Annotated in this window: 22 protein-coding genes and 1 pseudogene; 12 read left to right on the forward strand and 11 right to left on the reverse strand. The window is 65.3% G+C overall.

Annotation, left to right across the window (positions count from 1 at the left end):
* Positions 1-83: 83 nt before the first annotated feature.
* The 4 genes from CAL29_RS31780 to CAL29_RS30585 all read left to right on the forward strand — a co-directional run bounded on the left by CAL29_RS31780 (position 84) and on the right by CAL29_RS30585 (position 3,311).
* Positions 84-239, forward strand: a complete 156-nt coding sequence (locus tag CAL29_RS31780) for a hypothetical protein (protein ID WP_179284235.1) — start codon at positions 84-86, stop codon at positions 237-239.
* Positions 240-370: 131 nt separating this feature from the next.
* Positions 371-1,414 carry an ABC transporter substrate-binding protein gene (locus tag CAL29_RS30575; protein ID WP_094856590.1) on the forward strand — a complete coding sequence of 348 codons (1,044 nt, stop codon included), beginning with the start codon at positions 371-373 and terminating at the stop codon, positions 1,412-1,414.
* Between the two features lie 131 nt (positions 1,415-1,545).
* On the forward strand, positions 1,546-2,388 hold the full coding sequence (locus CAL29_RS30580) for an ABC transporter ATP-binding protein (RefSeq protein WP_094856591.1): 843 nt from the start codon (positions 1,546-1,548) through the stop codon (positions 2,386-2,388).
* 35 nt (positions 2,389-2,423) lie between these two features.
* Positions 2,424-3,311 carry an ABC transporter permease gene (locus CAL29_RS30585; protein WP_094856592.1) on the forward strand — a complete coding sequence of 296 codons (888 nt, stop codon included), beginning with the start codon at positions 2,424-2,426 and terminating at the stop codon, positions 3,309-3,311.
* 198 nt (positions 3,312-3,509) lie between these two features.
* On the opposite strand, the gene yidC is transcribed toward CAL29_RS30585, so the two are convergent.
* From yidC to rpmH, 4 genes and pseudogenes are all read right to left on the reverse strand, one after another.
* On the reverse strand, positions 3,510-5,201 hold the full coding sequence (gene yidC / locus CAL29_RS30590; RefSeq protein WP_094856593.1) for a membrane protein insertase YidC: 1,692 nt from the start codon (positions 5,199-5,201) through the stop codon (positions 3,510-3,512).
* Between the two features lie 48 nt (positions 5,202-5,249).
* A complete protein-coding gene (gene yidD, locus CAL29_RS30595; RefSeq protein ID WP_218831946.1) occupies positions 5,250-5,522 on the reverse strand; it encodes a membrane protein insertion efficiency factor YidD in 273 nt (90 codons plus the stop codon).
* A gap of 80 nt (positions 5,523-5,602) precedes the next feature.
* Positions 5,603-5,968, reverse strand: a pseudogene (locus CAL29_RS30600) (ribonuclease P protein component); the annotation flags it as partial.
* 53 nt (positions 5,969-6,021) lie between these two features.
* Positions 6,022-6,156: a 50S ribosomal protein L34 gene (gene rpmH, locus CAL29_RS30605; RefSeq protein ID WP_057654304.1), complete on the reverse strand. Its 135-nt coding sequence runs from the start codon at positions 6,154-6,156 to the stop codon at positions 6,022-6,024.
* A gap of 377 nt (positions 6,157-6,533) precedes the next feature.
* Here rpmH and dnaA point away from each other — a divergent pair, with 377 nt between their 5' ends.
* The 7 genes from dnaA to CAL29_RS30640 all read left to right on the forward strand — a co-directional run bounded on the left by dnaA (position 6,534) and on the right by CAL29_RS30640 (position 17,195).
* Complete coding sequence (dnaA, locus tag CAL29_RS30610) at positions 6,534-8,075, forward strand: chromosomal replication initiator protein DnaA (RefSeq protein ID WP_094856595.1); 1,542 nt, start codon at positions 6,534-6,536, stop codon at positions 8,073-8,075.
* 2 nt (positions 8,076-8,077) lie between these two features.
* Positions 8,078-9,187 carry a DNA polymerase III subunit beta gene (dnaN, locus tag CAL29_RS30615; protein WP_179284236.1) on the forward strand — a complete coding sequence of 370 codons (1,110 nt, stop codon included), beginning with the start codon at positions 8,078-8,080 and terminating at the stop codon, positions 9,185-9,187.
* A 163-nt stretch (positions 9,188-9,350) separates the two neighbouring features.
* Positions 9,351-11,804, forward strand: a complete 2,454-nt coding sequence (gene gyrB / locus CAL29_RS30620) for a DNA topoisomerase (ATP-hydrolyzing) subunit B (RefSeq protein ID WP_094856597.1) — start codon at positions 9,351-9,353, stop codon at positions 11,802-11,804.
* A 254-nt stretch (positions 11,805-12,058) separates the two neighbouring features.
* On the forward strand, positions 12,059-13,384 hold the full coding sequence (locus CAL29_RS30625; protein WP_094856598.1) for an ABC transporter substrate-binding protein: 1,326 nt from the start codon (positions 12,059-12,061) through the stop codon (positions 13,382-13,384).
* A gap of 115 nt (positions 13,385-13,499) precedes the next feature.
* A complete protein-coding gene (locus CAL29_RS30630; protein WP_094856599.1) occupies positions 13,500-15,224 on the forward strand; it encodes an ABC transporter permease in 1,725 nt (574 codons plus the stop codon).
* Complete coding sequence (locus CAL29_RS30635) at positions 15,221-16,306, forward strand: ABC transporter ATP-binding protein (RefSeq protein WP_094856600.1); 1,086 nt, start codon at positions 15,221-15,223, stop codon at positions 16,304-16,306. The genes CAL29_RS30630 and CAL29_RS30635 overlap by 4 nt, the downstream gene beginning before the upstream one ends.
* 7 nt (positions 16,307-16,313) lie before the next feature.
* On the forward strand, positions 16,314-17,195 hold the full coding sequence (locus tag CAL29_RS30640; RefSeq protein WP_094856601.1) for a LysR family transcriptional regulator: 882 nt from the start codon (positions 16,314-16,316) through the stop codon (positions 17,193-17,195).
* Between the two features lie 27 nt (positions 17,196-17,222).
* Here CAL29_RS30640 and CAL29_RS30645 read toward each other — a convergent pair whose 3' ends face one another.
* The 7 genes from CAL29_RS30645 to CAL29_RS30675 form a co-directional block, all read right to left on the reverse strand.
* Entirely contained in the window at positions 17,223-17,915 is a 693-nt protein-coding gene (locus CAL29_RS30645) for an ArsR/SmtB family transcription factor (protein ID WP_094857010.1), read from the reverse strand.
* 141 nt (positions 17,916-18,056) lie between these two features.
* Positions 18,057-19,043, reverse strand: a complete 987-nt coding sequence (locus CAL29_RS30650; protein ID WP_218831915.1) for a threonine ammonia-lyase — start codon at positions 19,041-19,043, stop codon at positions 18,057-18,059.
* A 27-nt stretch (positions 19,044-19,070) separates the two neighbouring features.
* On the reverse strand, positions 19,071-19,796 hold the full coding sequence (locus CAL29_RS30655) for an amino acid ABC transporter ATP-binding protein (RefSeq protein ID WP_094856603.1): 726 nt from the start codon (positions 19,794-19,796) through the stop codon (positions 19,071-19,073).
* A gap of 9 nt (positions 19,797-19,805) precedes the next feature.
* On the reverse strand, positions 19,806-20,492 hold the full coding sequence (locus CAL29_RS30660; protein WP_094856604.1) for an amino acid ABC transporter permease: 687 nt from the start codon (positions 20,490-20,492) through the stop codon (positions 19,806-19,808).
* Positions 20,489-21,244 (reverse strand): amino acid ABC transporter permease, encoded by a 756-nt coding sequence (locus tag CAL29_RS30665; protein WP_094856605.1) that lies wholly within the window; start codon positions 21,242-21,244, stop codon positions 20,489-20,491. Before CAL29_RS30665 ends, CAL29_RS30660 begins: the two co-directional genes overlap by 4 nt.
* 74 nt (positions 21,245-21,318) lie before the next feature.
* Entirely contained in the window at positions 21,319-22,101 is a 783-nt protein-coding gene (locus CAL29_RS30670) for an amino acid ABC transporter substrate-binding protein (protein WP_179284237.1), read from the reverse strand.
* A gap of 109 nt (positions 22,102-22,210) precedes the next feature.
* Positions 22,211-22,960 carry an HAD family hydrolase gene (locus tag CAL29_RS30675; protein WP_094856607.1) on the reverse strand — a complete coding sequence of 250 codons (750 nt, stop codon included), beginning with the start codon at positions 22,958-22,960 and terminating at the stop codon, positions 22,211-22,213.
* Between the two features lie 106 nt (positions 22,961-23,066).
* Here CAL29_RS30675 and CAL29_RS30680 point away from each other — a divergent pair, with 106 nt between their 5' ends.
* Positions 23,067-23,732 (forward strand): GntR family transcriptional regulator, encoded by a 666-nt coding sequence (locus CAL29_RS30680; protein WP_179284238.1) that lies wholly within the window; start codon positions 23,067-23,069, stop codon positions 23,730-23,732.
* Positions 23,733-23,839 lie beyond the last annotated feature (107 nt).

Genomic DNA, 23,839 nt, shown 5'->3' on the forward strand with positions numbered 1-23,839 from the left:
TAAACGTCGATTCATTCGTTGGATCCCCGTGGCGGCTTGCTGATAATTCCTCACAAACCGCTCACGAATACACAGGATCCGACATGTCCCAGCCCTCCGCCGCCACGCATTCCCCCCTGGTCAAGGCCGCGTCCAGCGTCGCGGTCGCCCTGGCGCTGGCCATCCTGGCCCTGGCCTCGCCGACGCCCGCCTCGGCCGCCGCCGCCACGGTTGGCGCGGCCGTCCACGCATCGCACTGATTTCTCTCCGTTGGCGGGTGGCCGCCCCCTCGCCTGCATCCCCGCGCGTCATGCCGGACGCGCCATGGACGCGGAGCCATCGGGAGATGGTTCCGCGTCTTTCTTTCCATAGACCAGGAAAAGCAAAGACCATGCTGCTTGCTTCGATTTCGTTCGGCCGTCGCCTGAACCGCGCCGCCGCCGCCGTCCTGTCCCTGGCGCTGGTCGCCATCACCCTGGCCGTCCCCGCGTCGGCGCGCGCCGAGGGCCGCATCCGCATCGCCGAACAATTCGGCATCGTGTACCTGCTGCTGAACGTGGCCCGCGACCAGCAATTGATCGAGAAACACGGCAAGGCCGAAGGCGTCGACATCAAGGTCGAATGGCTCAAGCTGTCGGGCGGTTCCGCGGTGAACGACGCGCTGCTTTCCGGCGCGGTGGATATCGCCGGCGCCGGCGTGGGACCCTTGCTGACGATCTGGGACCGCACTTACGGCAGGCAGAACGTCAAGGGCGTCGCGTCGCTGGGCAACTTTCCCTACTACCTGGTGAGCAATCGACCCGAAGTGAAGACCATCGCCGATTTCACCGACAAGGACCGCATCGCGGTGCCGGCCGTGGGCGTGTCGGTGCAGTCCCGCGTGCTGCAGATGGCGTCCGCCGCCGTGTGGGGCGATGCGCAATACAACAAGCTCGACAGCATCTCCGTAGCGCTGCCGCATCCCGACGCCACCGCGGCCATTATTTCCAGCGGCACGGAGATCACCGGCCACTTCGGCAATCCTCCGTTTCAGGAACAGGAGCTCGCCGGCAATCCGCGCGCGCACATCGTGCTGGACTCGTACCAGGTGTTGGGCGGTCCGTCGTCGTCCACCGTGCTGTTCGCCACGGAGAAGTTCCGCAAGGACAATCCCAAGACCTACAAGGCCTTCCAGGACGCATTGATCGAGGCGGCGCGCTTTGTGCGCGAGCATCCCGAACAGGCGGCCGACACCTATCTGCGCGTGGCCGACGCCAAGCAGGATCGCAAGCTGCTCCTGAGCATCATCACCAATCCCCAGGTGCAGTTCAAGGTCGAGCCGCAGAACACCTTCACGCTGGCGAAGTTCATGCATCGCGTCGGCGCCATCAAGCACGAACCGGCGAGCTGGCGCGATTATTTCTTCGACGACGCGGTGCTCGCGAACGGGAGCTGAGATGAAATCCCACCCCCTACGCGCTGTCGCGCGCCCCCTCAAGGGGGCGGCGCCCCGAATCCGCGGCGCCCTGGATGGCATTGACGCGGTTTCATGCGTCGGCGCGGCGTGCAGCACCATGGAAAACTGAAATGAGCACGCCGGACCGCCAGGCCCTGCCGCTGCTGGACGTCGACGGGGTGACGCTGGAATACAAGACGCCGGGCCGCCGCGTGCGGGCCACGCATCGCGTCGGCTTCCAGGTACATGAAGCGGATCGCTACATCCTGCTGGGACCGTCCGGTTGCGGCAAGTCCACCTTGCTCAAGTCCGTGGCGGGTTTCATCGCGCCCACGGAAGGCGCCATACGCCTGGATGGCCGGATCGTGCGCGAACCCGGGCCGGATCGCATCGTGGTGTTCCAGGAGTTCGACCAGCTTCCGCCCTGGAAGACGGTGCGGGAGAACGTCGCGTTTCCCCTGCTGGCTTCGGGCACGCTCAAGCGCCGCGAGGCCGACGAACGGGCGCTGCATTATCTCGACAAGGTCGGCCTGTCCGCCTTCGCCGATGCCTATCCGCACACCTTGTCCGGCGGCATGAAGCAGCGCGTGGCCATCGCGCGCGCGCTGGCCATGCAGCCGCGCATCCTGCTGATGGACGAGCCCTTCGCGGCGCTCGACGCCTTGACCCGCCGCAAGATGCAGGAAGAGCTGCTTGCCTTGTGGGAGGAAGTGCGCTTCACGCTGCTGTTCGTGACCCACTCCATCGAAGAGGCCTTGCTGGTCGGCAATCGCATCCTGCTGCTGTCGCCGCATCCGGGTCGCGTCCGCGCCGAACTCAACGCGCACCAGTACGACATGCATAGCGCCGGCTCGCCCGCCTTCCAGGCCACGACGCGGCGCATCCACGATCTGCTGTTCGACCGGCCCGCGTCGGCGGGGCCCGTGCCTTCGCAATACGCCACCGCGGATGCGGCGCGGCGCGCGGCGGCTTGAACTTTCTTTCGTCTCAACCGCAAGGCCGCCGCCTCATGTCCCAGCTATCCAGCACCCGTCCGTCCCTGCCGCCGGTCCGCGAAGAATATGAGCGTGAACTCGCGCCCTTGCCCGACCTGGCGGTCGAGGCGCCGCTGCCGTGGCTGGAGCGGGTCTGGCGGCGCGGCGCCGTGCGCAAGGCCCTGATCCTCGTCGTCCTGGCGGCGTTATGGGAGCTTGCCGCGCGGCTTACCGACAACGACCTGCTGCTGCCCGGCTTCGTCGCCACGGCCAAGGCCTTCGTCGAGGGCCTGCTGGACGGCGAGTTGCTGGCGCGCGCCGCGGCCTCCCTGCGCGTGCTGGTGAAAGGCTATGTCGCGGGCGTGGCGCTGGCCTTCGTGTTGACGACGCTGGCCGTATCGACGCGCCTGGGCCGCGACCTGCTGGCGACGCTGACGGCCATGTTCAATCCGCTGCCGGCCATCGCCCTGCTGCCCCTGGCCCTGCTCTGGTTCGGCCTGGGCGAGGGCAGTCTGGTCTTCGTGTTGATCCATTCGGTGCTGTGGGCGCTGGCGGTCAACACCTACGCGGGTTTCCTGGCGGTTCCCGACACCCTGCGCATGACCGGCCGCAACTACGGCCTGCGCGGCGTGCGCTATGTGCTGCAGATACTGGTGCCGGCCGCCCTGCCCGCCATCCTCGCCGGCCTGCGCATCGGCTGGGCCTTTGCCTGGCGCACGCTCATCGCCGCCGAACTGGTCTTCGGCGCCTCCAGCGGCAAAGGCGGCCTGGGCTGGTACATCTTCCAGAACCGCAACGAACTCTACACCGACCGCGTCTTCGCCGGCCTCGCCGCCGTCGTCCTCATCGGCCTGCTGGTCGAGGGCCTGGGCTTCGACAACCTGGAACGCATCACCGTCCGCCGCTGGGGCATGCATCGCTGACCTTGCATCGCCATCGACATTAAGCAGCCCGCGGGCCGCGGCGTATTGCGGCAGTTTGCTCAAGGTCGGGGCAGCTCGTATGCAGAATGTTGGTCGGGTTCTACACAAAAAACCGCGGGGCCGTTTTCTTTTTTGAAGAAAACGGCCCCGCGGTGGTGGGGTGCGCCGGACGGTGTGCGGCGCGGGTTCGGGCGTTTACTACTTGTTCGCCGCTGCCTCGGTTCCCCGCTTCAGGCGGCGCGTGATGCTCCATTGCTGGAGGATCGACAAGGTGTTGTTGACGCACCAGTACAGGACCAGGCCGGCGGGGAACATGAACATCATGCCGCCGAAGACCAAAGGCATGATCATCATGACCTTGGCCTGCACGGGATCCGGCGGCGTCGGGTTCAGCTTGATCTGCAGGAACATGGTCGCCATCATGATGGCCGGCAGGATGAAGTACGGGTCATGCACCGACAGGTCGTGCACCCAGCCCAGCCACGGCGCGCCGCGCATTTCCACGCTGGCCAGCAGCACCCAGTAGAGCGAGATGAACACGGGGATCTGCACCACCATGGGCAGGCAGCCGCCCAGCGGGTTGATCTTCTCGGTGCGGTACAGCTCCATCATGGCGGCGTTCAGCTTCTGCTTGTCGTCGCCGTACTTTTCCTTCAGGGCCTGGAGGCGCGGAGCGACCTGCTTCATGCGCGCCATCGAACGGTAGCTGGTGGCGGCCAGGGGATAGAACACGGCCTTGACCAGCACGGTCAGCGCCACGATGGTCCAGCCCCAGTTGCCCAGGATGGAATGCAGCCAGGTCATCAGCGCGAACAGCGGCTTGGCGATGATGGTCAGCACGCCATAGTCGACCACCAGTTCCAGCCCGGGCGCGACGGCGGCCATGGCCTTCTGGTCCTGGGGTCCGATCCACAGGTGCGAATCGACGGTGGCCGAGGCGCCGGCCGACACTTCGCCCACCGACTCCACCGTGCGGGCGGCGTACAGGTTGGGCGCCACTTCCAGCAATTCATTGGTGCGCGGCTTGCCTTGCGGCGGGATCCAGGCGGTGGCGAAGTAATGCTGCACCACGCCGATCCAGCCGTTGTCGGCCTGCTTGATGTAGCTGGCCTTCTTCTTCTCGATGTCGGAGAAGGTGGCTTTCTGGAACTTGTCCTGGTCCGAGTAGACCGCCATGCCCGTGAACGTGTGATAGAAGCTGGAGGTGTCGGGCGGGTTGTTGCCGTCACGCTGCAGTTGCAGGTACAGGGCCGGACGCAGCGGGTCGCCGCTGGTGTTGGTCAGGTCGTGGCGCACGTCGATGTCGTAGCGGCCGCGATGCAGCGTGTAGGTCTTGGTGACCTTCAGGCCGCCGGATTCCGCCTCGAACACCACGGCCAGCGTGTCGCCGGTCAGCGAACGCTCGCTGGAGACCATGCGGAAAGGCGTCTGGTGGGTAGGGAAGGACTGGCCGTTGGTCGAACCGACCACGCCCGACTGCACCACGTAGTTCAGGTCGCGCGAGTCGTCCAGCAGCACGGTCGGCTGGTCGTCGTGATTGGCGTCCGGGAACTTCAGCAGTTCGGCGCGGACCACCTGGGCGCCCGTGGTGTCGAAGGTCAGGCGCAGGACGTCGGTGGTGATGACCACGCGTTGCGACTGCGCTGCCTGGGCCGCCGCCGCATTGGGCACGCCGCCGCCGGTCGGCGCGGCCGGGGTGGTGGACGCGGCCGGCGCCGAGGGAATGGCGTTGGAGGCCGGGGCCTGCGGATTGGCGGGGGCCTGTGCCGTGGCCGCGGGCGGCGTGCCACCGAACAGCGACGGCTTGCCGTTATGGACTTGCCAGTTGTTCCAGAGGAGCAACAGCGAGAACGAAAATATCATCCAGAGGACGGTGCGTCGGATATCCATGGCGCCTAGAAGGTGAAAGCGAGACCAGCAAAGCCCGCCAGTTTAGCGTTAATCATGACCGGCGCGGTGGCAATGGGAGTCGCCACAGGGGCCGGAAGTTCCTGGAGCGGGCGGGACGGGGTCCAGTCCGCCGGGACTCCAGGGATGGCAGCGCCCGATACGCCGGACCGCCAGCCACAGGCCGCGCAGCGGGCCGTGGGTTTCGATGGCTTCGATGGCGTAGGCCGAGCAGGTCGGGGTGAACCGGCATTGCCGCCCGATCCAGGGGCTGAGGAAGAACCGGTAGAACCGGATCGGCGCGATCAGCAGGGCGGTTGACAGGGCGCGCATCATGGCGTGGCAACCGCCGGCGTGGCCGGTTTGTCGCGCGCGGCCCCGGCCACGCTTTTCGACGCCGGTCCGCGGACGACGCGTGCGAAGTGGGTATCCACTTCCGCGCGCGCCAGCCGCTTCAAGGCGGTCAGCGACATGGCGGGAACGCGGGCATGCAGCCGGACGACATAGTCGGCCGGGGGCAGGGCGTGCCGGCAGTGGCGAAAGGCTTCGCGTATGACCCGCTTCAGCGCATTGCGCGTCACCGCCAGCGCGGCATGGCGCTTGGCGATGACCAGGCCCAGGCGGGCACAGGCCTGCCCGGGCGCTTGGGTGCTGGCGGCGGAAGTCACCATGAAAAACGCCCCTCGCGCCAGCCGGCGGCCTTTGAGGGCGGCGGCGAACTCGGAGGGGCGGTGCATCCGCGCCCCCGGGGGAAGCGTGGTGCGCGGCATGTCAGGCGCTGGCGCCGGCACGGAGACCGGCGCCACGGATCGCGAGATGGCGATCAGACGGCCAGACGCTTGCGGCCCTTGGCGCGGCGAGCGTTCAGGACGGCGCGGCCGCCGCGGGTTTTCATACGCACGCGGAAACCATGGGTGCGCTTGCGGCGGGTAACGGAAGGTTGGAAGGTGCGTTTCATGGAAGGTCCACAAAAAGAACAAAATTTATGGGGGGCGCATTCTGGCGCAATCCGCACGCTCTGTGCGGCTGCCGCGACGCTGCCGGTCGACACGGCCTGCCGGTCCATCCGCCTCCTGGCGGAAGCGGGCGTAGGCAAAGCCAGTTTCTGGGTCCGGAGTTTCTGAGCCCGGGGTTCTGTGTCCACATTCCGTGTCCAGATCCTTGGCCCGGCTTTCCGGCTCCGAATTTCATGCAAAATTCGGTAAAGCCCACCATTTCAGCAAGTTTTCCCTATCTTGTCAAACAGTTAGAAGCAAAGGCCGGGTACCCGGGTGCTCAGGCCTGTGGATAAGTACAGCCCGGGCAAGGTAGAATCGAGGTTTAGACAAGAGCGACATGAAAGAATTCTGGCAGACCTGCGTCAGTCGTCTTGAGCAGGAAATCCCCCCCCAGCAAATCAGCGCGTGGATCCGTCCGCTGGTGCCGGTTGCGTTCGACGAAGCGCAGGCCCTGCTGCGCATTTCCGCACCCAACCGCTTCAAGCTGGATTGGGTGCGCAAGAATTACGCTCAGCAGATCGAGTCCCTGGCTGCCGAATGGTTCCAGCGTCCCGTCCAGGTGCAGTTCGAACTGCCGGCCGGCGCCGGCGGCCGCCTGCCGCTGGCGCCGCGCCCGCGCGCGGCCAGCCTCGGTTCTCCCGGCGTCAGCGGAGCGGCCGCGATGGCCGCCGCCAATGCCGTTGCCGCCGCCGCGAATGCCCCGGCGCAGGAGGCAGCGTCCGGCGCCAACGGGGGGCTCGACGGCGCCTCCCACCACGCGCTCAACGGCGTCGCGGCCGGCCTTGCGTCGGCGCCGCCCGCGCCCGCTCCGGCGGCGCCGGCGGTCCCCAGCGAGGCCGCCAACATCGTGTACGAACGGTCGCGGCTGAACACGGACCTGACGTTCGAGAATTTCGTCACAGGGAAAGCCAACCAGTTGGCCCGCGCGGCGGCCTTGCAGGTGGCCGAGAACCCCGGCATTTCCTACAACCCGCTGTTCCTGTACGGCGGCGTGGGCCTGGGCAAGACCCACCTGATCCACGCCATCGGCAATGCCATGGTGGCGGCGGGCACCGGCGTGCGCGTGCGCTACGTCCATGCGGACCAATACGTGTCCGACGTGGTCAAGGCCTACCAGCGCAAGGCCTTCGACGATTTTAAGCGCTACTACCATTCGCTCGACCTGCTGCTGATCGACGATATCCAGTTCTTTTCCGGCAAGAACCGCACCCAGGAAGAGTTCTTCTACGCCTTCGAGGCGATGGTCGCGCAGCGCAAGCAGATCATCATCACCAGCGATACCTATCCGAAGGAGCTGGCCGGCATCGACAGCCGCCTGATCTCGCGCTTCGACTCGGGCCTGACCGTGGCCATCGAGCCGCCGGAACTGGAGATGCGCGTGGCCATCCTGCTGCGCAAGGCGGAGTCCGAAGGCGTGCCCATGCCCGAGGAAGTGGCCTTCTTCATCGCCAAGCACCTGCGCAGCAACGTGCGCGAGCTCGAAGGCGCCCTGCGCAAGGTGCTGGCCTATGCCCGCTTCCATGGCCGCGACGTCGTCACCGTGGACGTCTGCAAGGACGCGCTGAAGGACCTGCTGTCGGTGTCCAACGGCCAGATCACGGTCGAGAATATCCAGAAGACGGTGGCCGACTTCTACAAGATCAAGGTCGCCGACATGTACTCGAAACGGCGGCCTGCGAACATTGCGCTGCCGCGCCAAGTGGCCATGTACCTGGCCAAGGAGCTGACGCAGAAAAGCTTGCCCGAAATCGGGGATCTATTCGGGGGCCGGGACCATACGACGGTGTTGCACGCCGTGCGCAAGATCTCGGATGCCCGGGCCAAGCTTGCTGAACTCAACCATACCCTGCACGTGTTGGAACAAACTCTAAAAGGATGACCATGCAACTCGTACAAACCACACGCGATGCATTGCTGAAACCGCTTTCGACGGTGGCGGGCATCGTCGAAAGACGGCATACGCTGCCCATCCTGGCGAACATCCTGATGCGCAAAGAGGGAAGCCGGGTGTCGTTCATCGCCACCGACCTCGAAGTGCAGATCACCACGCACGCCGATTTCGGCGTGGGCGGCGATAACGAGTCCATCACGGTCGCCGCGCGCAAGCTGGTGGACATCCTCAAGGCCCTGCCCGACACCGGCGACGTCAAGCTCGCCCTGAACAGCAACAAGCTGGCGGTGCAGACCGGCAAGAGCCGCTTCGCGCTGCAAACGCTGGCCGCCAGCGAGTTCCCCACCGTGGCCCAGCCCGAGCAGTGGGACGTGTCCCTGAGCCTGACGCAGAAGTCGCTGCGCCACCTGTTGAACATGGTGCACTTCGCCATGGCCCAGCAGGACATCCGCTATTACCTGAACGGCATGCTGCTGGTGTTCGAACCGGGCCGCGTCCGCGCCGTCGCCACCGACGGCCATCGCCTGGCGCACAGCTCCACCGAGGCCGACGGCATCGCCGAGCGCCATGAAGTCATCGTGCCGCGCAAGACCGTGCTGGAAATGCAGCGCCTGCTCGAAGACAGCGACGCCGTGGTCGACATCGACGTGGCGCCGGGCCAGATCCGTTTCCGCTTCGGCGACGTGGAGCTCGTGTCCAAGCTGGTCGAAGGCAAGTTCCCGGATTTCACGCGCGTCATCCCGACTTCCTACACGCGCCATTTCCTGGTCAACCGCGAAGCCCTGCAAGGCAGCCTGCAGCGCGCCGCTATCCTGACCACCGACAAGTTCAAGGGCGTGCGCCTGCAACTGGCGCAGAACCTGATGAAGATCTCCTCGACCAATGCCGAGCAGGAAGAGGCGCAGGAAGAGATCGACATCGACTACGGCCATGAACCGCTGGACGTGGGTTTCAACGTCGGCTACCTGCTGGACGTGCTGAACAACGTCAAGGTCGACGAGATCAAGTGGTCCGTGATGCCCGACCAGAACGCTTCCGCGCTCATCACGCTGCCCGACGACGAACAGTTCAAGTACGTCGTCATGCCGATGCGCATCTAAGCGAAGGACGTGCCCTGGGCCGGGCCCCGCGGGGGCCGTTCCAGGGCACGTCCTTCGATCGTCGCGACGCGCATCGTTCCTTCTTCGCCCGGCCGGCATTCTCCGGCCTGGTGTGCCGGCCTACCGGGCCGGTGGCTCTTTGAATCAGTAAACGAAAAGACTTATGTCCGACACGCCGAACACCAATTCCGAGAACGCCAACTATGGCGCGGATTCGATCAAGATGCTCAAGGGGCTGGAGGCCGTGCGCAAGCGCCCCGGTATGTACATCGGCGATACCTCCGATGGCACCGGCCTGCATCACATGGTTTTCGAAGTCGTCGACAACGCCATCGACGAAGCGCTGGCCGGTTATTGCGACGACATCGTCGTGACCATCCACACCGACAATTCGATCTCGGTGTCGGACAACGGCCGCGGCATTCCTACCGATATCCACAAGGACGACGAGTTCGGCCGCAGCGCCGCGGAAATCGTCATGACCGAACTGCACGCCGGCGGCAAGTTCGACCAGAACTCGTACAAGGTGTCGGGCGGCCTGCACGGCGTGGGCGTGTCTTGCGTGAACGCATTGTCGGAATGGCTGCGCCTGACCATCCGCCGCAACGGCGAAGTGCATGAAATGGAGTTCCGCCAGGGCGAGCGCGTCGCGCCCCTGGCGGTGACCGGCAAGACCGAGAAGCGCGGCACAGAAGTGCGCTTCCTGGCCGATCCCGTCATCTTCACGCACATCGAATATCACTACGAAATCCTGTCGAAGCGGCTGCGCGAGCTGTCCTTCCTGAACAACGGCGTGAAGATCCGCCTGGTCGACCAGCGCCAGGGCAAGGAAGAGAATTTCGCGTTCTCCGGCGGCGTGAAGGGCTTCGTCGAGTTCATCAATCGCAGCAAGACGGTCCTGCATCCCAACGTGTTCTCGGTCAGCACCGAATCGAGCGCCGGCGGCGTGCCGGTCACGGTCGACGTGGCCATGCAGTGGAACGACAGCTATTCGGAAAGCGTGCTGTGCTTCACCAACAACATTCCGCAGCGTGACGGCGGCACCCACCTGACCGGCCTGCGCGCGGCGATGACGCGGGTGTTGAACAAGTACATCGCGGACAACGAGCTGGCCAAGAAGGCCAAGGTCGAGACCACGGGCGACGACATGCGCGAAGGCCTGGCCTGCGTGCTGTCGGTCAAGGTGCCCGAGCCCAAGTTCAGCAGCCAGACCAAGGACAAGCTGGTGTCCAGCGAAGTGCGCCCGGCCGTGGAAGACGCCGTCGCGCGCACCCTGGAAACCTGGCTGCTGGAGCATCCCAACGACGCCAAGGCGCTGTGCGGCAAGATCGTCGAAGCCGCGCGGGCGCGCGAGGCCGCGCGCAAGGCGCGTGAAATGACGCGCCGCAAGAGCGTGCTGGAAGGCGCGGGCCTGCCCGGCAAGCTGGCCGATTGCCAGGAAAAGGATCCGGCGCTGTGCGAGCTGTACATCGTCGAGGGCGACTCGGCCGGCGGCTCGGCCAAGCAAGGCCGCGATCGCAAGTTCCAGGCCATCCTGCCGCTGCGCGGCAAGGTGCTGAACGTCGAGAAGGCGCGTTTCGACCGCCTCATCGCCAGCGAGCAGATCGCCACGCTGATCACCGCGCTGGGCACCAGCATCGGCCCGGACTTCAACGTCGAGAAGCTGCGCTATCACCGCCTGATCATCATGACCGACGCGGACGTCGACGGCGCCCACATCCGCACCCTGCTGCTGACGCTGCTGTATCGCCAGATGCCGGAGCTGGTGGAGCGCGGCTACGTGTACATCGCCCAGCCGCCGCTGTACAAGGTCAAGGTGGGCCGCGACGAGCGCTATCTGAAGGACGACCAGGAAGAAGCGGTGTTCATGCTGCAACTGGCGTTGAAGGATGCCTCGCTGGTGCCGTCCGAAGGCGCCGAGCCCATCTCCGGCGACGCGCTGGCCGAGCTGGCGCGCCAGTACGAGCTGGCCGACGCCGTGATCGGGCGCGCCTCGCGCATGATCGACGAGGCCGCGCTGTCGGCCATGGCCGAAGGCGTGGAGATCGACCTGACGACGCCGGAGACCGCGGCCGCGTCGGCCGAGAAGCTGCAACAGGCCATGTACGATCCGCTGGCGCCCAATGCGGTCACCGTCGCCGCCGAAGTGGACCCGGCCACGGAGAAGCAGCGCCTGATCGTGCGCCGCATGCGCCATGGCAATGCGCGCATCAGCGTCATCGACGCCACCTTCGTCGCCGGCGCCGATTATGGCGTGCTGTCGCGCTCGGCCAAGACCTTCCTGGGCCTGATCGGCAAGGGCGCCCTGGTGGCGCGCGGCGAGGGCGAAAAGCGCAAGGAGGCCGGCGTCGCCGACTTCCGCGAAGTCATGCGCTGGCTGCGCGCCGAAGCCGAGCGCAGCGTCAGCAAGCAGCGCTACAAGGGCCTGGGCGAAATGAATCCCGAGCAGTTGTGGGAAACCACCATGGATCCCAAGGTGCGCCGCCTGCTGCGCGTGCAGATCGAAGACGCCATCGCCGCCGACGAGGTCTTCCAGACCCTGATGGGCGACGACGTCGAACCGCGCCGCAACTTCATCGAAACGCACGCGCTGTCGGCGAGCAATATCGATATCTGATTTGCGCGCCCCCGCGGGGTCATGCGGGTCCGGCGCCTCCGGGGGCCGGATCCCCGGCGAAAAGGGCTGCCTTCGGGCAGCCTTTTTCATTGCGCGAGGAAATCCCCTGGGCCGAACGGGTGGTAACCCCTTTGGTGGATGGCCCGCGCGGAGAATATCCCACCGTTGATAGCCCGCATCAAAATTTCTAATTGGACGCTGGGTCGGCCGCCCCGTAAGGTTGCCGCACGATAAATGACAAGAGGGAGACAACCATGCCCAGTATCCGACGCCTTGCCCTGGCGCTGGCCTTGACCGGCGCGGGCGCGGCCGCGCAGGCCGGCACCGTGACGGTGATTACGTCCTTTCCCAAGGATCTGACCCAGGCCTACAAGGTGGCTTTCGAGAAAAGCCATCCCGGCATCACGCTGGAGTTCCTGAACAAGAATACGGTGGCCGGCATCGCCTATGTGCGCGAGACGCCCGCCGGCCAGCGGCCCGACGTGTTCTGGGCCAGCGCGCCGGACGCCTTCGAATTGCTGGCGCAGGCCAAGCTGCTGGCCAAGGCCAGCGACCTGGCCAATCCCAAGGTGCCGGACAAGATCGGCAGTTTCCCCATCAACGATACCGCCGGGCTCTACTTCGGCCAGGCCCTGGCCGGCTACGGCATCATGTACAACACGCGCTATCTGAAGGCGCACAAGCTGACCGCGCCGGTCGAGTGGAAGGACCTGCTGGCGCCGGCCTGGTTCGGCCACGTGGGCATCACCTCGCCCTCCCGGTCGGGCACCATGCACCTGACCGCGGAGACCATACTCCAGGGCGAAGGCTGGAACGAGGGCTGGCGCACGCTGTTGCGCATGTCCGGCAACAGCAGCGCGGTGACCGAGCGCTCCTTCGGCGTGCCGGACGGCGTGAACAACGGCCAGTTCGGCGCGGGACCGGTGATCGATTTCTTCGGCCTGTCGAGCAAGTTCTCCAAGTTCCCGGTGGAGTTCGTCTACCCGACGGAAACCGCCATCGTGCCGGCCAATATCGCGCTGATCGAAGGCGCCAAGAATACGGACGAGGCCAAGCAGTTCATCCGCTACACCCTGGACCTGCCGGGCCAGGAAGTGCTGCTGGACCCGAAGATCTCGCGCCTGCCCGTGCTTCCCTACAGCGAGCTCAAGGGCAAGATCCCGGCCGGCTATCCGGACCCCTCGGAAATCGCCAAGCGCAGCAAGGTGCACTTCGACGTCAATCTGTCGCAGTCGCGCTACTACGTGGTGCAGTCGCTCTACGACCAGACCATCACCTTCCGCCTGAAGGAGTTGCAGCAGGCCACCAAGGCCATCTACGACGCCGAACGCAAGCTCGGCGACAAGGCCAAATCGGGCAAGGCGGCGGACCTGCTGGCGCAGGCGCGCAAGCTGGCCTGGGATCCGCTGGTCGACGAGAAGCAGGCGGCCGATCCCTCGTTCCAGAAGCTGTTCGCGGGCGACAAGCGCGATTCGTCGGTGAGCCAGAAGATCACCCAGTTGGAAGGCGAGTGGAACGGCAAGGCGCGCGCCAACTATGAAGAAGCGGTGAAGCTGGCGGGCCAGGCGGCGGCGCTGTAACGGCCGGGACGTTCCGCCGCGTATTTCCCCCTCTCCGGACCGTCCGGCGCCACGGGCGGTCCGTTTTCCTCGCCGTGACCGGGCGCCGGCCCCGTCGCGGCATTCCGGACTTCGCATGCGAAATTCTTCTCCCTTCGGCTTGAGCAAGGGACCCGCGGCCGTGGCGCTGCTGGTGCTGGCCTTTCTCCTGCTGTTCCTGCTGGTGCCGGTCGCCACGGTGTTCCACACGGCCTTCGTCAACGCCGACGGCAGTTTCACCCTCGGGCATTTCCAGTCCTTCTTCAACCAGCCGTTGATGCAGGAGGCGTTCTTCAACAGCCTCTACGTGGCGGGCTGGTCGACGCTATTGGCTTCGCTCATCGCGGTGCCGCTCGCCTATTTCACCGTGCGCTTCGAATTCCGCGGCGCCCTGATCATCCAGACGCTGGGCGTGCTGCCGCTGATCATGCCACCCTTCGTCGGCGCGGTGGCGATGCAGTTGATCTTCGGCCGCTCGGGCAGCGTCAACCTTTTGCTGGGCGACTGGTTCGATATCAATATTCCGCTGATGGAGGGCCTGAACAGCGTCATCTTCGTCGAGGCGCTGCATTACTTCCCCTTCATCCTGATGAACCTGGTGGTGGCGCTGCGCAATATCGACGGCTCGATGGAGGAGGCGGCCTTCAACCTGGGCTCGCGCGGCTTCCGGCTGTTCCGCCGCATCATCTTTCCGCTGGCCCTGCCGGGCTTCGTGGCGGGGGCCTCGCTGGTCTTCATCAAGGTCTTCGACGATCTGGGCACGCCGCTGGTGCTGGGCGCGACGAATATGCTGGCGCCGCAGGCCTACCTGCGCATCACCCAGGTCGGCCTGGAGGATCCGCTGGGCTATGTGATCGGCGTCATCATCATCGCGTTTTCCATCGTCTCGCTGTGGCTGTCCACGCGCCTGCTCAGCGGCAAGGACTATTCGACGCTGCAGAAGGGCGGCGGCGCGATCCAGAAGCGCCGCCTGCGGCCGGCCGAGAGCGTGCTGGCCTATGGCTGGATCATCCTGGTCCTGCTGCTGGTGCTGTCGCCGCATATCGGCGTGCTGCTGCTGTCCTTCGCCAGCGTGTGGAGCTATGCGCCGCTGCCCGACGGCTATACGCTGGCCCACTACGTCTCGGTCTTCCAGGATTCCAGCGGCATGATCGCCAACACCCTGCTCTATTGCGGGCTGGCGGCCGGCGTGGACGTGGTGCTGGGCACGGCCATCGCCTACCTGCTGCTGCGCACCCGGCTGCCCGGCCGCCAGTGGCTGGACTGGCTGGCCTCGGCGGCGCTGGCCATTCCGGGCATCGTGCTGGCCATCGGCCTGCTGCGCACCTTCCGCGGCGTCGGCATTCCCTTCACGGGCACCTTGCTGACCGGGTCCTGGGTGCTGATCATGATTGCCTATTCGGTGCGGCGCCTGCCCTACGCGCTGCGCTCCTGCGTGGCCGCCTTGCAGCAGGTCAACGTTTCGCTGGAAGAGGCGGCGCAGTCCATGGGCGCCAACCGTTGGCGTACTATCCGACGGGTGGTGGTGCCGTTGATGGCCGGCGGCATGCTCGCCGGCTTCGTGACCAGCTTCGTCACGGCGGCGGTGGAGCTGTCGGCCACCATCATGCTGGTGACGCGCGAAAGCCAGGCGCCCATGAGCTACGGCATCTACCTGTACATGCAGAGCGCTTCGGGACGCGGCCCGGGCGCCGCGCTGGGCGTGCTGGCGGTGGTGGCGGTGGCCATCGGGACCTATGCGAGCCACGTGCTGGTGCAGCGCTCCACCGCGCGGCAGCGGCCGGCGCGGACGAACAACGACGAGGAGTTGGAGGCTCTATGAAGAAAGTCGGCGTCGAGTGCCGGGACATTTCGCTGTCCTACGGCAAGACACAGGTGCTCAAGAACCTGAACATCTCCATCGAGCCCGGCGAGTTCTTCGCCTTGCTGGGGCCGTCGGGGTCGGGCAAGTCCACCCTGCTGCGCCTGATCGCGGGATTCAACCAGCACGCCAGCGGCCAGTTGCTGGTCGACGGCAAGGACGTGACGGGCATTCCGCCATGGAAGCGCAACATCGGCATGGTGTTCCAGAGCTACGCGCTGTGGCCGCACATGACGGTGTTCGACAACGTGGCCTTCGGCCTGGTCGAACGCAAGGTGTCGCGCGCCGAATTGCGCGACCGCACCGAAGCCGCGCTGGCGCTGGTGGGGCTTTCGCAATACGCCAAGCGCCGCCCCAACGAACTGTCGGGCGGCCAGCAGCAGCGCGTGGCGCTGGCGCGCACCATCGTCATCGAACCGCAGGTGCTGCTGCTGGACGAGCCCTTGTCCAACCTGGACAAGAAACTGCGCGTCCAGATGCGGCGCGAACTGCTGGCCTTGCAGCGGCGCCTGGGCATCACCACCATCTTCGTCACCCACGACCAGGAAGAGGCCATGACCACCGCCGACCGCATGGCGGTGCTGGACCACGGCGTGGTGCAGCAGATCGGTTCGCCCAACAATCTGTTCGACTTCCCGGTGAACCGCTTCGTGGCGAATTTCGTCGGCACGATGAATGTGCTCGAAGGCGCCGTGAAGGAACGCGCCAGCCAGGGCGTGGTGTTGTCGGTGGACGGCGTGGGCGACCTGCACCTGCCCGTCAACGGCGACCTGCCGGACGGGCCGCGCATGGCGGCCAGTTTCCGGCCGCACACGGTGCGCATCGACCTGGCCGGCGGCACGCCCGACGCGCGCTACGTGTGGCTGCCCGGCGTGGTGCATGCCAGCGAGTTCCAGGGCGAATTCACGCGCTACCAGGTCATGATCGGGGACCAGTGCATCACGGCCGATCAATCGCACCTGGCGGGCCTGTCGATCTTCCCCATCGGCGCGCCGGTCGCGCTGGGCCTGGAGCCCAGCCAGGTGCGCCTGCTGGCGGCCTGACGGCGGCATGGAGATCTACCAGATCCGCGCCTTCATCAAGGTGGCCCGCCTGGGCAACGTGACGCGCGCGGCGGAGGCGTTGTCGTTGACGCAGCCGGCCGTGACCGCGCAGATCAAGGCGCTGGAACAAAGCCTGGGCGTGGCGCTGTTCGACCGCAGCGGCGGCCGTCTGGTGCTGGCCAAGGCCGGCGAAGCGTTGCTGGAGACCGCCGAGCAACTGGTGGCCCTGGGCAATCAACTGAAGTCGGCGGCGCAGGCCCTGCAAGGGGAGTTGCACGGCGTGCTGGAGCTGGGCGTGCCGAGCGAACAGCCCGATTTCCTGCGGCTGGGCGAGCTGGCGGCGACGGTGATGCGCCAACTGCCCCTGGTGGAATTGAAGACGCACGTGATGCCGGCCGAGGCGCTGGCCGAGCAGGTCGCCGGCGGCCGCCTGGCGGCGGCGCTGACGGTCGCTTCCGCGCCGCCGCGCGGCCTGCAATGGATGCCGTTGCGCAGCGTGCGCTATCGGGTGGCATTGCCGCGCGCGCTGGCGGACAGCATGCGCAAGGGCGGTTGGCGCGAGCTGGCGCAACTGCCCTGGCTGGACGGGCCGGCGGGCAGCCATGCGCATCTGCTGCTGCGCGATCTGTTCGAGCGGCATGGCCTGAGCCCGCGCGTGGTGATGCAGAACGACGACCAGGCCAACCTGATGGCCCTGGTGCGGGCCGACGCCGGATGCGCGCTGCTGCGCGAGGAGATCGCGTTGCAGGGCGCGGCGGCGGGCGATTGCACGGTGTGGGGCAATGTGCATGCCGACGCGATGCTGGGCTTCATCGCGTCGTCGGACCGCGCCGGCGAGCCCCTGGTGGTCGCGCTGGAGTCGATGATGCGTGAGATCTGGCTGCCTTGAGCCGCGCCTGTCTTGCCCGCCCCGCGGTTACGCGAACCGCAGGGCTTTTTCGCCGCTGCGGGTCAGCCGCAGGGCGCGCGAATGGCCTTGCCGCTCGACCCATTTGCGCGCCAGGAAATGCGCCAGCAGCGCATCGCCCAAGGCGCCGCCGATATGCGGGCGGCGCGCGCTCCAGTCCAGGCAGGGATGGGCAAAGCTGCGCCGCGTGGTGTGGATGGTCTCCACGTCCACGCCCAGGCCGCGCAGATATTCTTCGCCGCGCGGCGTCAGCGCGTATTGCCCCGCGCCGGCGCGCAGATAGCCGCGCGCGAGAAAGGCGTCGTGCACGCGCACGGCGACCGCGCCCGCCATGTGCTTGTAGCAGGTGCGCGCTTCGCACAGATCCGGCGGCGTGCGCGGCTTGAAAGGCGCGGCGCGCACGCCCGTGACGACCAGCAGGGCTTCCAGCGCCGCGGCGACGTCGGGATTGGCGAGGCGGTAGTAGCGATGCTTGCCTTGCATCGCTTGCGTCACCAGCCCTTGTTCGCGCAGGCGCGCGAAGTGGCTGCTGGCGGTGGAGGCGCCGATGTCGGCGACCGCCGCCAGTTCGGTGGCCGTGCGCGCGCAGCCATCGAGCAGGCTGCACAGCATGCGGGCGCGGGCGGGATCGCCGATGGCCGCGGCAATGGCGGCGAGCTGACCCTCGACCGCCTCGTCGACGTTGGCGGGAATGTCGGGCATGATTCGATCCTTGTCGAAGTATGGATACGCCATTGCAGCATACTGGCGGCCTGTCCCTCCATACAAGCGGAAAATGTCGATGAGCATCGTCGCGCCGGCGGTCCCATGAAGTCATGGCTTTCTCAACGAGAGCTGGACCTCCTATACCGCCTGGCTGATCGCCGCCGCAAAGAGATCGGCATCCACATTGCCTCCCGACGCGACGATGATCACGTGCCCCTTTTTGGGAAGCAGTGACGGCTCGCGCATGACGGCCGCGACGGCGACCGCGCCGCCCGGTTCCACCGCCACCCTGAACTCTTCGTAAAGCAGCTTCATCGCGGCCATCACCTGCTCGTCGGTGGCCGAGATGGCGCGGGCAACGCCTATTTTGTTGATGGCGAACGGCAGTTCCGCGGGCGTGGGCGCAAGCAGGGCATCGCAGATGGACGTCACCCCGGGCGCGTTCGTCTCGCGCCGGCCCGAGGCAAGTGAACGCCGGGTGTCGTCGAACGCCGACGGTTCCGCGACCCAGACGTCGGCGTGCGAGGCCAGGGCGTCGCGCGCGAGGCAGGTGCCCGCCGCGAGTCCTCCGCCGCCGCACGGCACGATAATCGTGTCGATCCTATCCTCGCCGAATTCGGCCAGCGCCTCGAAGGCCACGGTGCCCTGGCCGGCGATGACGTGTGGATGGTCTCCCGGCGGGACGGTCGTATATCGGCCGGTATCGCTGATTCGCCGCGCAATGTCCTCCCGGCTCTCGCGAGTCCGGTTGTACAGGACGATTTCCGCGCCTTGCTTGCGAGCCTTCTCGATTTTGACGGCCGGCGCGTCCTCAGGCATTACGACCTTGGCGCGCAGGCCCAGCAGCCTGGCGACCGTTGCGATGGCCTGTCCGTGATTCCCGGTTGAATAGGCGAGGACGCCGTCCGGACAGTCATCCGGTTTGAGGCGGGACAGGCAGTTGTATGCGCCCCTGAACTTGAAGGCGCCCGTGTGTTGCAGGCTTTCGAGCTTGATGAAAACCTCGCTCCCCGTTATGCGGCTGAGCCGTGCCGACCGAAGCAAGGGCGTGCGGATCGCGACGCCGTCGAGCGCTTGCGCCGCCGATCTCACGTCCGCGGGCGCCGGCATGTCGAATGTAGTCATCGTATGGAGTCCTTTTTCCGGCGGCGATCAGTGCCGGATTACCCGTGTGAGGAAATCCCGGGCCCGATCCGACCGGGGGGCATCGAAGAACTCGTCCTTGGAGACGTCTTCGACTATGCTGCCGTGGTCCATGAAGACAACGCGGTCCGAAACGCGGCGAGCGAATCCCATCTCATGGGTCACGATCATCATCGTCATGCCTTCGGCGGCGAGTTCGCCAAGCAGGTCCAGCACCTCGCTGACCATTTCGGGATCCAGCGCCGACGTGGGTTCGTCGAAGAGTATGCCCTGCGGGTCCATGCTCAAGGCACGCACGATGGCCACACGCTGTTGCTGTCCGCCGGACAACTGGCCGGGGAATTTATCCGCGTGGGCGCGCAAGCCAATCCGGGTGAGAAGCGCGATGGCCTTGGCCCGCGACGTCTCGTCATCGCGTTGCAGAACCAGGCGCTGGGCCATGACCACGTTTTCCATGATGGAGAGGTGAGGGAAAAGCTCGAAATGCTGAAACACCATGCCGACCTTTCTTCGGATCGAGCGCAGTTGCGAACCGTGGCCGACCGGGATGCCGTCGACCGTAATGGCGCCGTCCGAAATCGGCTCCAGTCCATTGACGCATCTGATGAGCGTCGATTTTCCCGACCCCGACGGTCCGCAGATCACCACCACCTCGCCTTTTCTGACGGACGTGTTGCAACGATCGAGGACAGTGAAGTCGCCAAAGCGTTTCGTGACATTCTTGATGTCGATCATTTTTCCCTTCTACGCGTGCGAGAGATGTTTCGGAAGACGATGGACGCCTCGTGTCGAGACAAGGCAAATAAGGAAGTAGACGATGGCGACGAAGAGGTACGTTTCCACCAGACGATTCTGTTGCTGGCCGAGCTGTGTCGCCGCGCCGAGGAAATCGGTGAGGGACAACACGTAAACCAGCGAGACGTCCTGGAAGAGGACGATGGCTTGCAGTATCAGGATGGGAGCCACTGAACGGAACGCCTGCGGAATGACGACCTTGATAAGCACCTGGATTTCGCTCAGTCCCAATGCACGCGCGGCGGCGCTTTGCGCGCGCGGGACCGCCAGGATGCCTGCGCGCACGATCTCGCAGTAGTAGCACGCCTCGAACAGGGTGAAAGTCACGAATGCCGATTTGACGGCGCTGATCTGGACCGGCGCGTCGGCGTTCGTCATCCACGCCAGGACGTAGGGGCTCAGGAAGTAGACCCAGAAGACCACCAGGATGAGGGGAATGGACCGGCAAAGACTCACCCACAGGCTGACGATGAGTCCGGCCCATCCCGGGCCGAACAGACGAATGAGCGCGAGCAGCGTGCCGATCGCAAGGCCGGTGCATGCGCAGACCACCGTTAGCTGCAACGTGAGGCCGAGACCCTCCACGATCAGATAGTGAAGATTCGAAAATACGATGGAGAAGTCGAGGCCGCTCATGACAATGCCTCTTTCGCGGACGGCGTGGTCCGATTTTTCAGTTTGAGCCGCGGGCGGCGCTCGAGGTATCGGAAGGCGCCGATGATCATGAGATTGATCGCCACGTATCCGAGCGTCGCGGCGGAGAACGCTTCAAATACGCGGAAGGCGCTTTCCTGCATGTCCCGGGCCCGGGCCGTCAATTCAAGAAGCCCGATGGTCATTCCCACCGATGTATTCTTCATCAGGTTCACCATCTCGGACGTAAGCGGCGGGAGCATCATCCGGAAGGCCTGGGGAAGCACGACCTTCCGGTACGCATCTCCCCGTGTCAGCCCCAATGCCTGGGACGCCATCATCTGGCCCTTGGGCAAGCTCGCGATTGCCGACCGCGTCTGTTCGGCGACGCGGGCCGCCGTGTAGAGGCCCAGCGAAACGACGGTGGTATAGAAGGGGCCGTACTCGAGCGATTTCAGCCACGCGCCGGCGCGGTGAGGAATGAGTTCGGGAAAGACGAAGTACCAGAGGAACATCTGGACCAGCAAGGGGATGTCGCGAAAGATCTCGACGTAGATGGCGCCCAGGGTCCTGTATAGCGGCCGTTCGGAAACGCGCATCAAACCGACGGCGACGCCGATCGCGAGCGCGAGCGAGGCCCCAAGGAGCGCCGTCAGTACAGACCATCCCGCGCCGGCGAACATATTGTGCAAGTAAGTCGACACGCCGTCGGTCGACACGTCGTCAAAAGAACGCCAGCTCCATTGATAAGCCATGACTGCGCTACTCCGATGAATTTACGGTCGCGGCGGCGGGGAAGATTCGGGAATGCCGCCGCGATGGACCTCGCCTAGTTCGGAAAGGTTTGGACCCGGAAGATCTGCTCCGTGTCATTGCCGAGCGGCATTCCTATCGGCACGAACCACTTCGTGTAGAGCGCTTTCGCCGCGCCGGACGAATACATGCCGGAGAGCGTCGCGTCGACCACCGATCCGAGAGAAGAATTATTCGGCGCCAGGACAATCCCATACGGCAGGTATGACAGGTCGCGGCCGACGACCCGGAATTGCGAAGGATCCGATGCGCGCTTTTGCAGGCCATGGAGGATGACGTTGTCGGTCATATACGCTTGCGCCCGGCCGGTCGATACGGCGAGAAAACCCTCGGCCTGGTCCTTGACGAAGACCAGGCGGATGCCAAGCTTGTGCTGATTGTTCAGCGACTGTGCGAGCGCGGCGTTGGTCGAGCCTGCAATGACGGCCAGCGCCTGTCCGTTCAGGTCCTCGATCTGCTGCACTTTCGAATCGCTTTTCACGAGGAGCTGGTCGGCCGCCGCCATCGTGACGAGCGAGAAGTCGACCTGGGCGGCGCGCTTGACGGTGTGCACCGTGGAGCCGCATTCCATATCGATCGTTCTGTTCTGCAGGAGCGGAATGATCGTCGTCAGGTCGACGGGAACGAAACGGACCTTGAGGTCCTTGCCTCCCAGTTGGCGTTTCAGGTTTTCGACGACAGCCATGCAGAGGTCGATCGTGTAGCCGACCGGTTTCTGGCTGGAATCGAGATAGGAGAAGGGAATGCTCGATTGCCGATACCCGATGACCACTTCGCCATTCGCCTTGATACGCGACATGGCTGCATCCGCAGTTTGTGCGAGCACCTGGCCGCCGCCGAGGAAAGTGGCTACAACGCATAGTCCCAGGCAGGATATTGTCCGTCGAATTACACCGCGAGTCATGATGTCAGTCCTTGTGTCCGGTTGTCCGGTTTGATAGGGCCATCTGTGCGCGATGGGCCAACGCGAAGTCGTGCATCGTGTCAAAGACGGCATCCGGTTGCGCGCCTCGCGCATCCTCGGGACGCGAACCGAGGCTGCGGCCGGGACGTTTGATCCATACGCACTTGATGCCGAGCGCATTTGCCGGAATGACGTCGGCGCGCAGGCTCTGGCCGACGTGGAGAATGCGGTTCCTGGCGATGCCCATCGCCTCGAAATCCCGGATTGCCGCGTCGAAGTGAGCATGGTCCGGCTTGTATGCGCCCACGCCTTCGGCCGTCGCCACCACGTCCGGCGCCAGCCGCAGTTTGCGCACGGAGTAGCCGAGAGACTGGTTGTCGATGTTGCTGAGCAGGCCGATCTTCATGTGCGCGTGAAGATGCGCGAGCGATTCGATGGCATCGTCGAACGCGGGCCAAAGCATGACCGCCTTGCCGAAGACTTCGCGCTCCGCGTCGTCGGGCGCCACGTCATGGCGCTCGCAGAACTGCTCGTATGCCTGTTTCAAGACGTCGGGATACAGCAGCGCGGGGCGAACGCGCTGCAACTGCGCCCGGGCGCGGTCGAATTCGAGCAGGAATTCCTCGTGTGACAGTTCGACGCCGTGCTGGTCGGCGACGCTGCGGAACATCCTGATGATGGAGGGCTCCCAATCGATCAAGGTGCCGTAGACATCGAAAGTGACAGCGTCGAACTGGGTAAGGTCAAGGTGCATCCGTTCTCCTGATTATCGATAATCGTTCATCGGTAATCGGGAACTTACGCTTGCGGAAAAAATGTGTCAACATCCGGAGGTGCCGTTTTTTCTAAGGGTTTTACCGATGGACGAACTGATTTCGCTGGCGCAAGCGGTCCAGGACCGCCGGCAGCCGATCTCCGGCGTGGTGGCCGATGCGCTGCGCGAGGCGATCTTTCGCGGGGTGTTCAAACCGGGCGAGCCATTGCGCCAGGACGCGATTGCGAAACAGTTTTCGGTTAGCCAGGTGACCGTGCGCGAGGCGCTGCGGCTGCTCGGGGAGGAAGGCGTGGTGGCGATCGTGCCCAGGCGTGGCGCGATCGTCGCTTGCCTCTCCGACGATGATGTCCACGAGATCGTGGAGTTGCGGGTGATGCTCGAATCGATGCTTCTGGCGAAAGCGATCCCGCGCCTGACCGAAGAGGATTTCGATCGGGCAGAGCAGATAATCGTCGAGCTCGATGCGGCGAAGACGCTGGATGAACAACTGTCCCTCAACGTCGATTTCCACAGCCATCTCTACGCGAAGGCCAATCGGCCGCGAACCCTCGCGATGCTTGAAAGATTGCGGCTGGCGCTCGAACCCTATCTGAGAATGCTCTGGTCGAGGTCGCAATACAAGTCCGACTCCCAGGCGGACCATCGCGAGATCCTGAGCTTGTGCCGCGCAGGAAATACGAAAGGCGCGCAACGCCTGCTGGCATCGCATATTTCGCAGACGGGCGACGAGATCGTCAAGCTGCTGCACTGAGGTCATGCCGTCCTGGCCGGCAGCGGCTATGGCGCATAAGGCGAGATGTCGACGGCAGTGGTCCTGTCGGGCACGATTCGATCATGGTCGAAGTGTGGATGCGTCGT

The sequence above is a fragment of the Bordetella genomosp. 10 genome (assembly GCF_002261225.1).
Lineage (GTDB): Bacteria > Pseudomonadota > Gammaproteobacteria > Burkholderiales > Burkholderiaceae_B > Bordetella_C.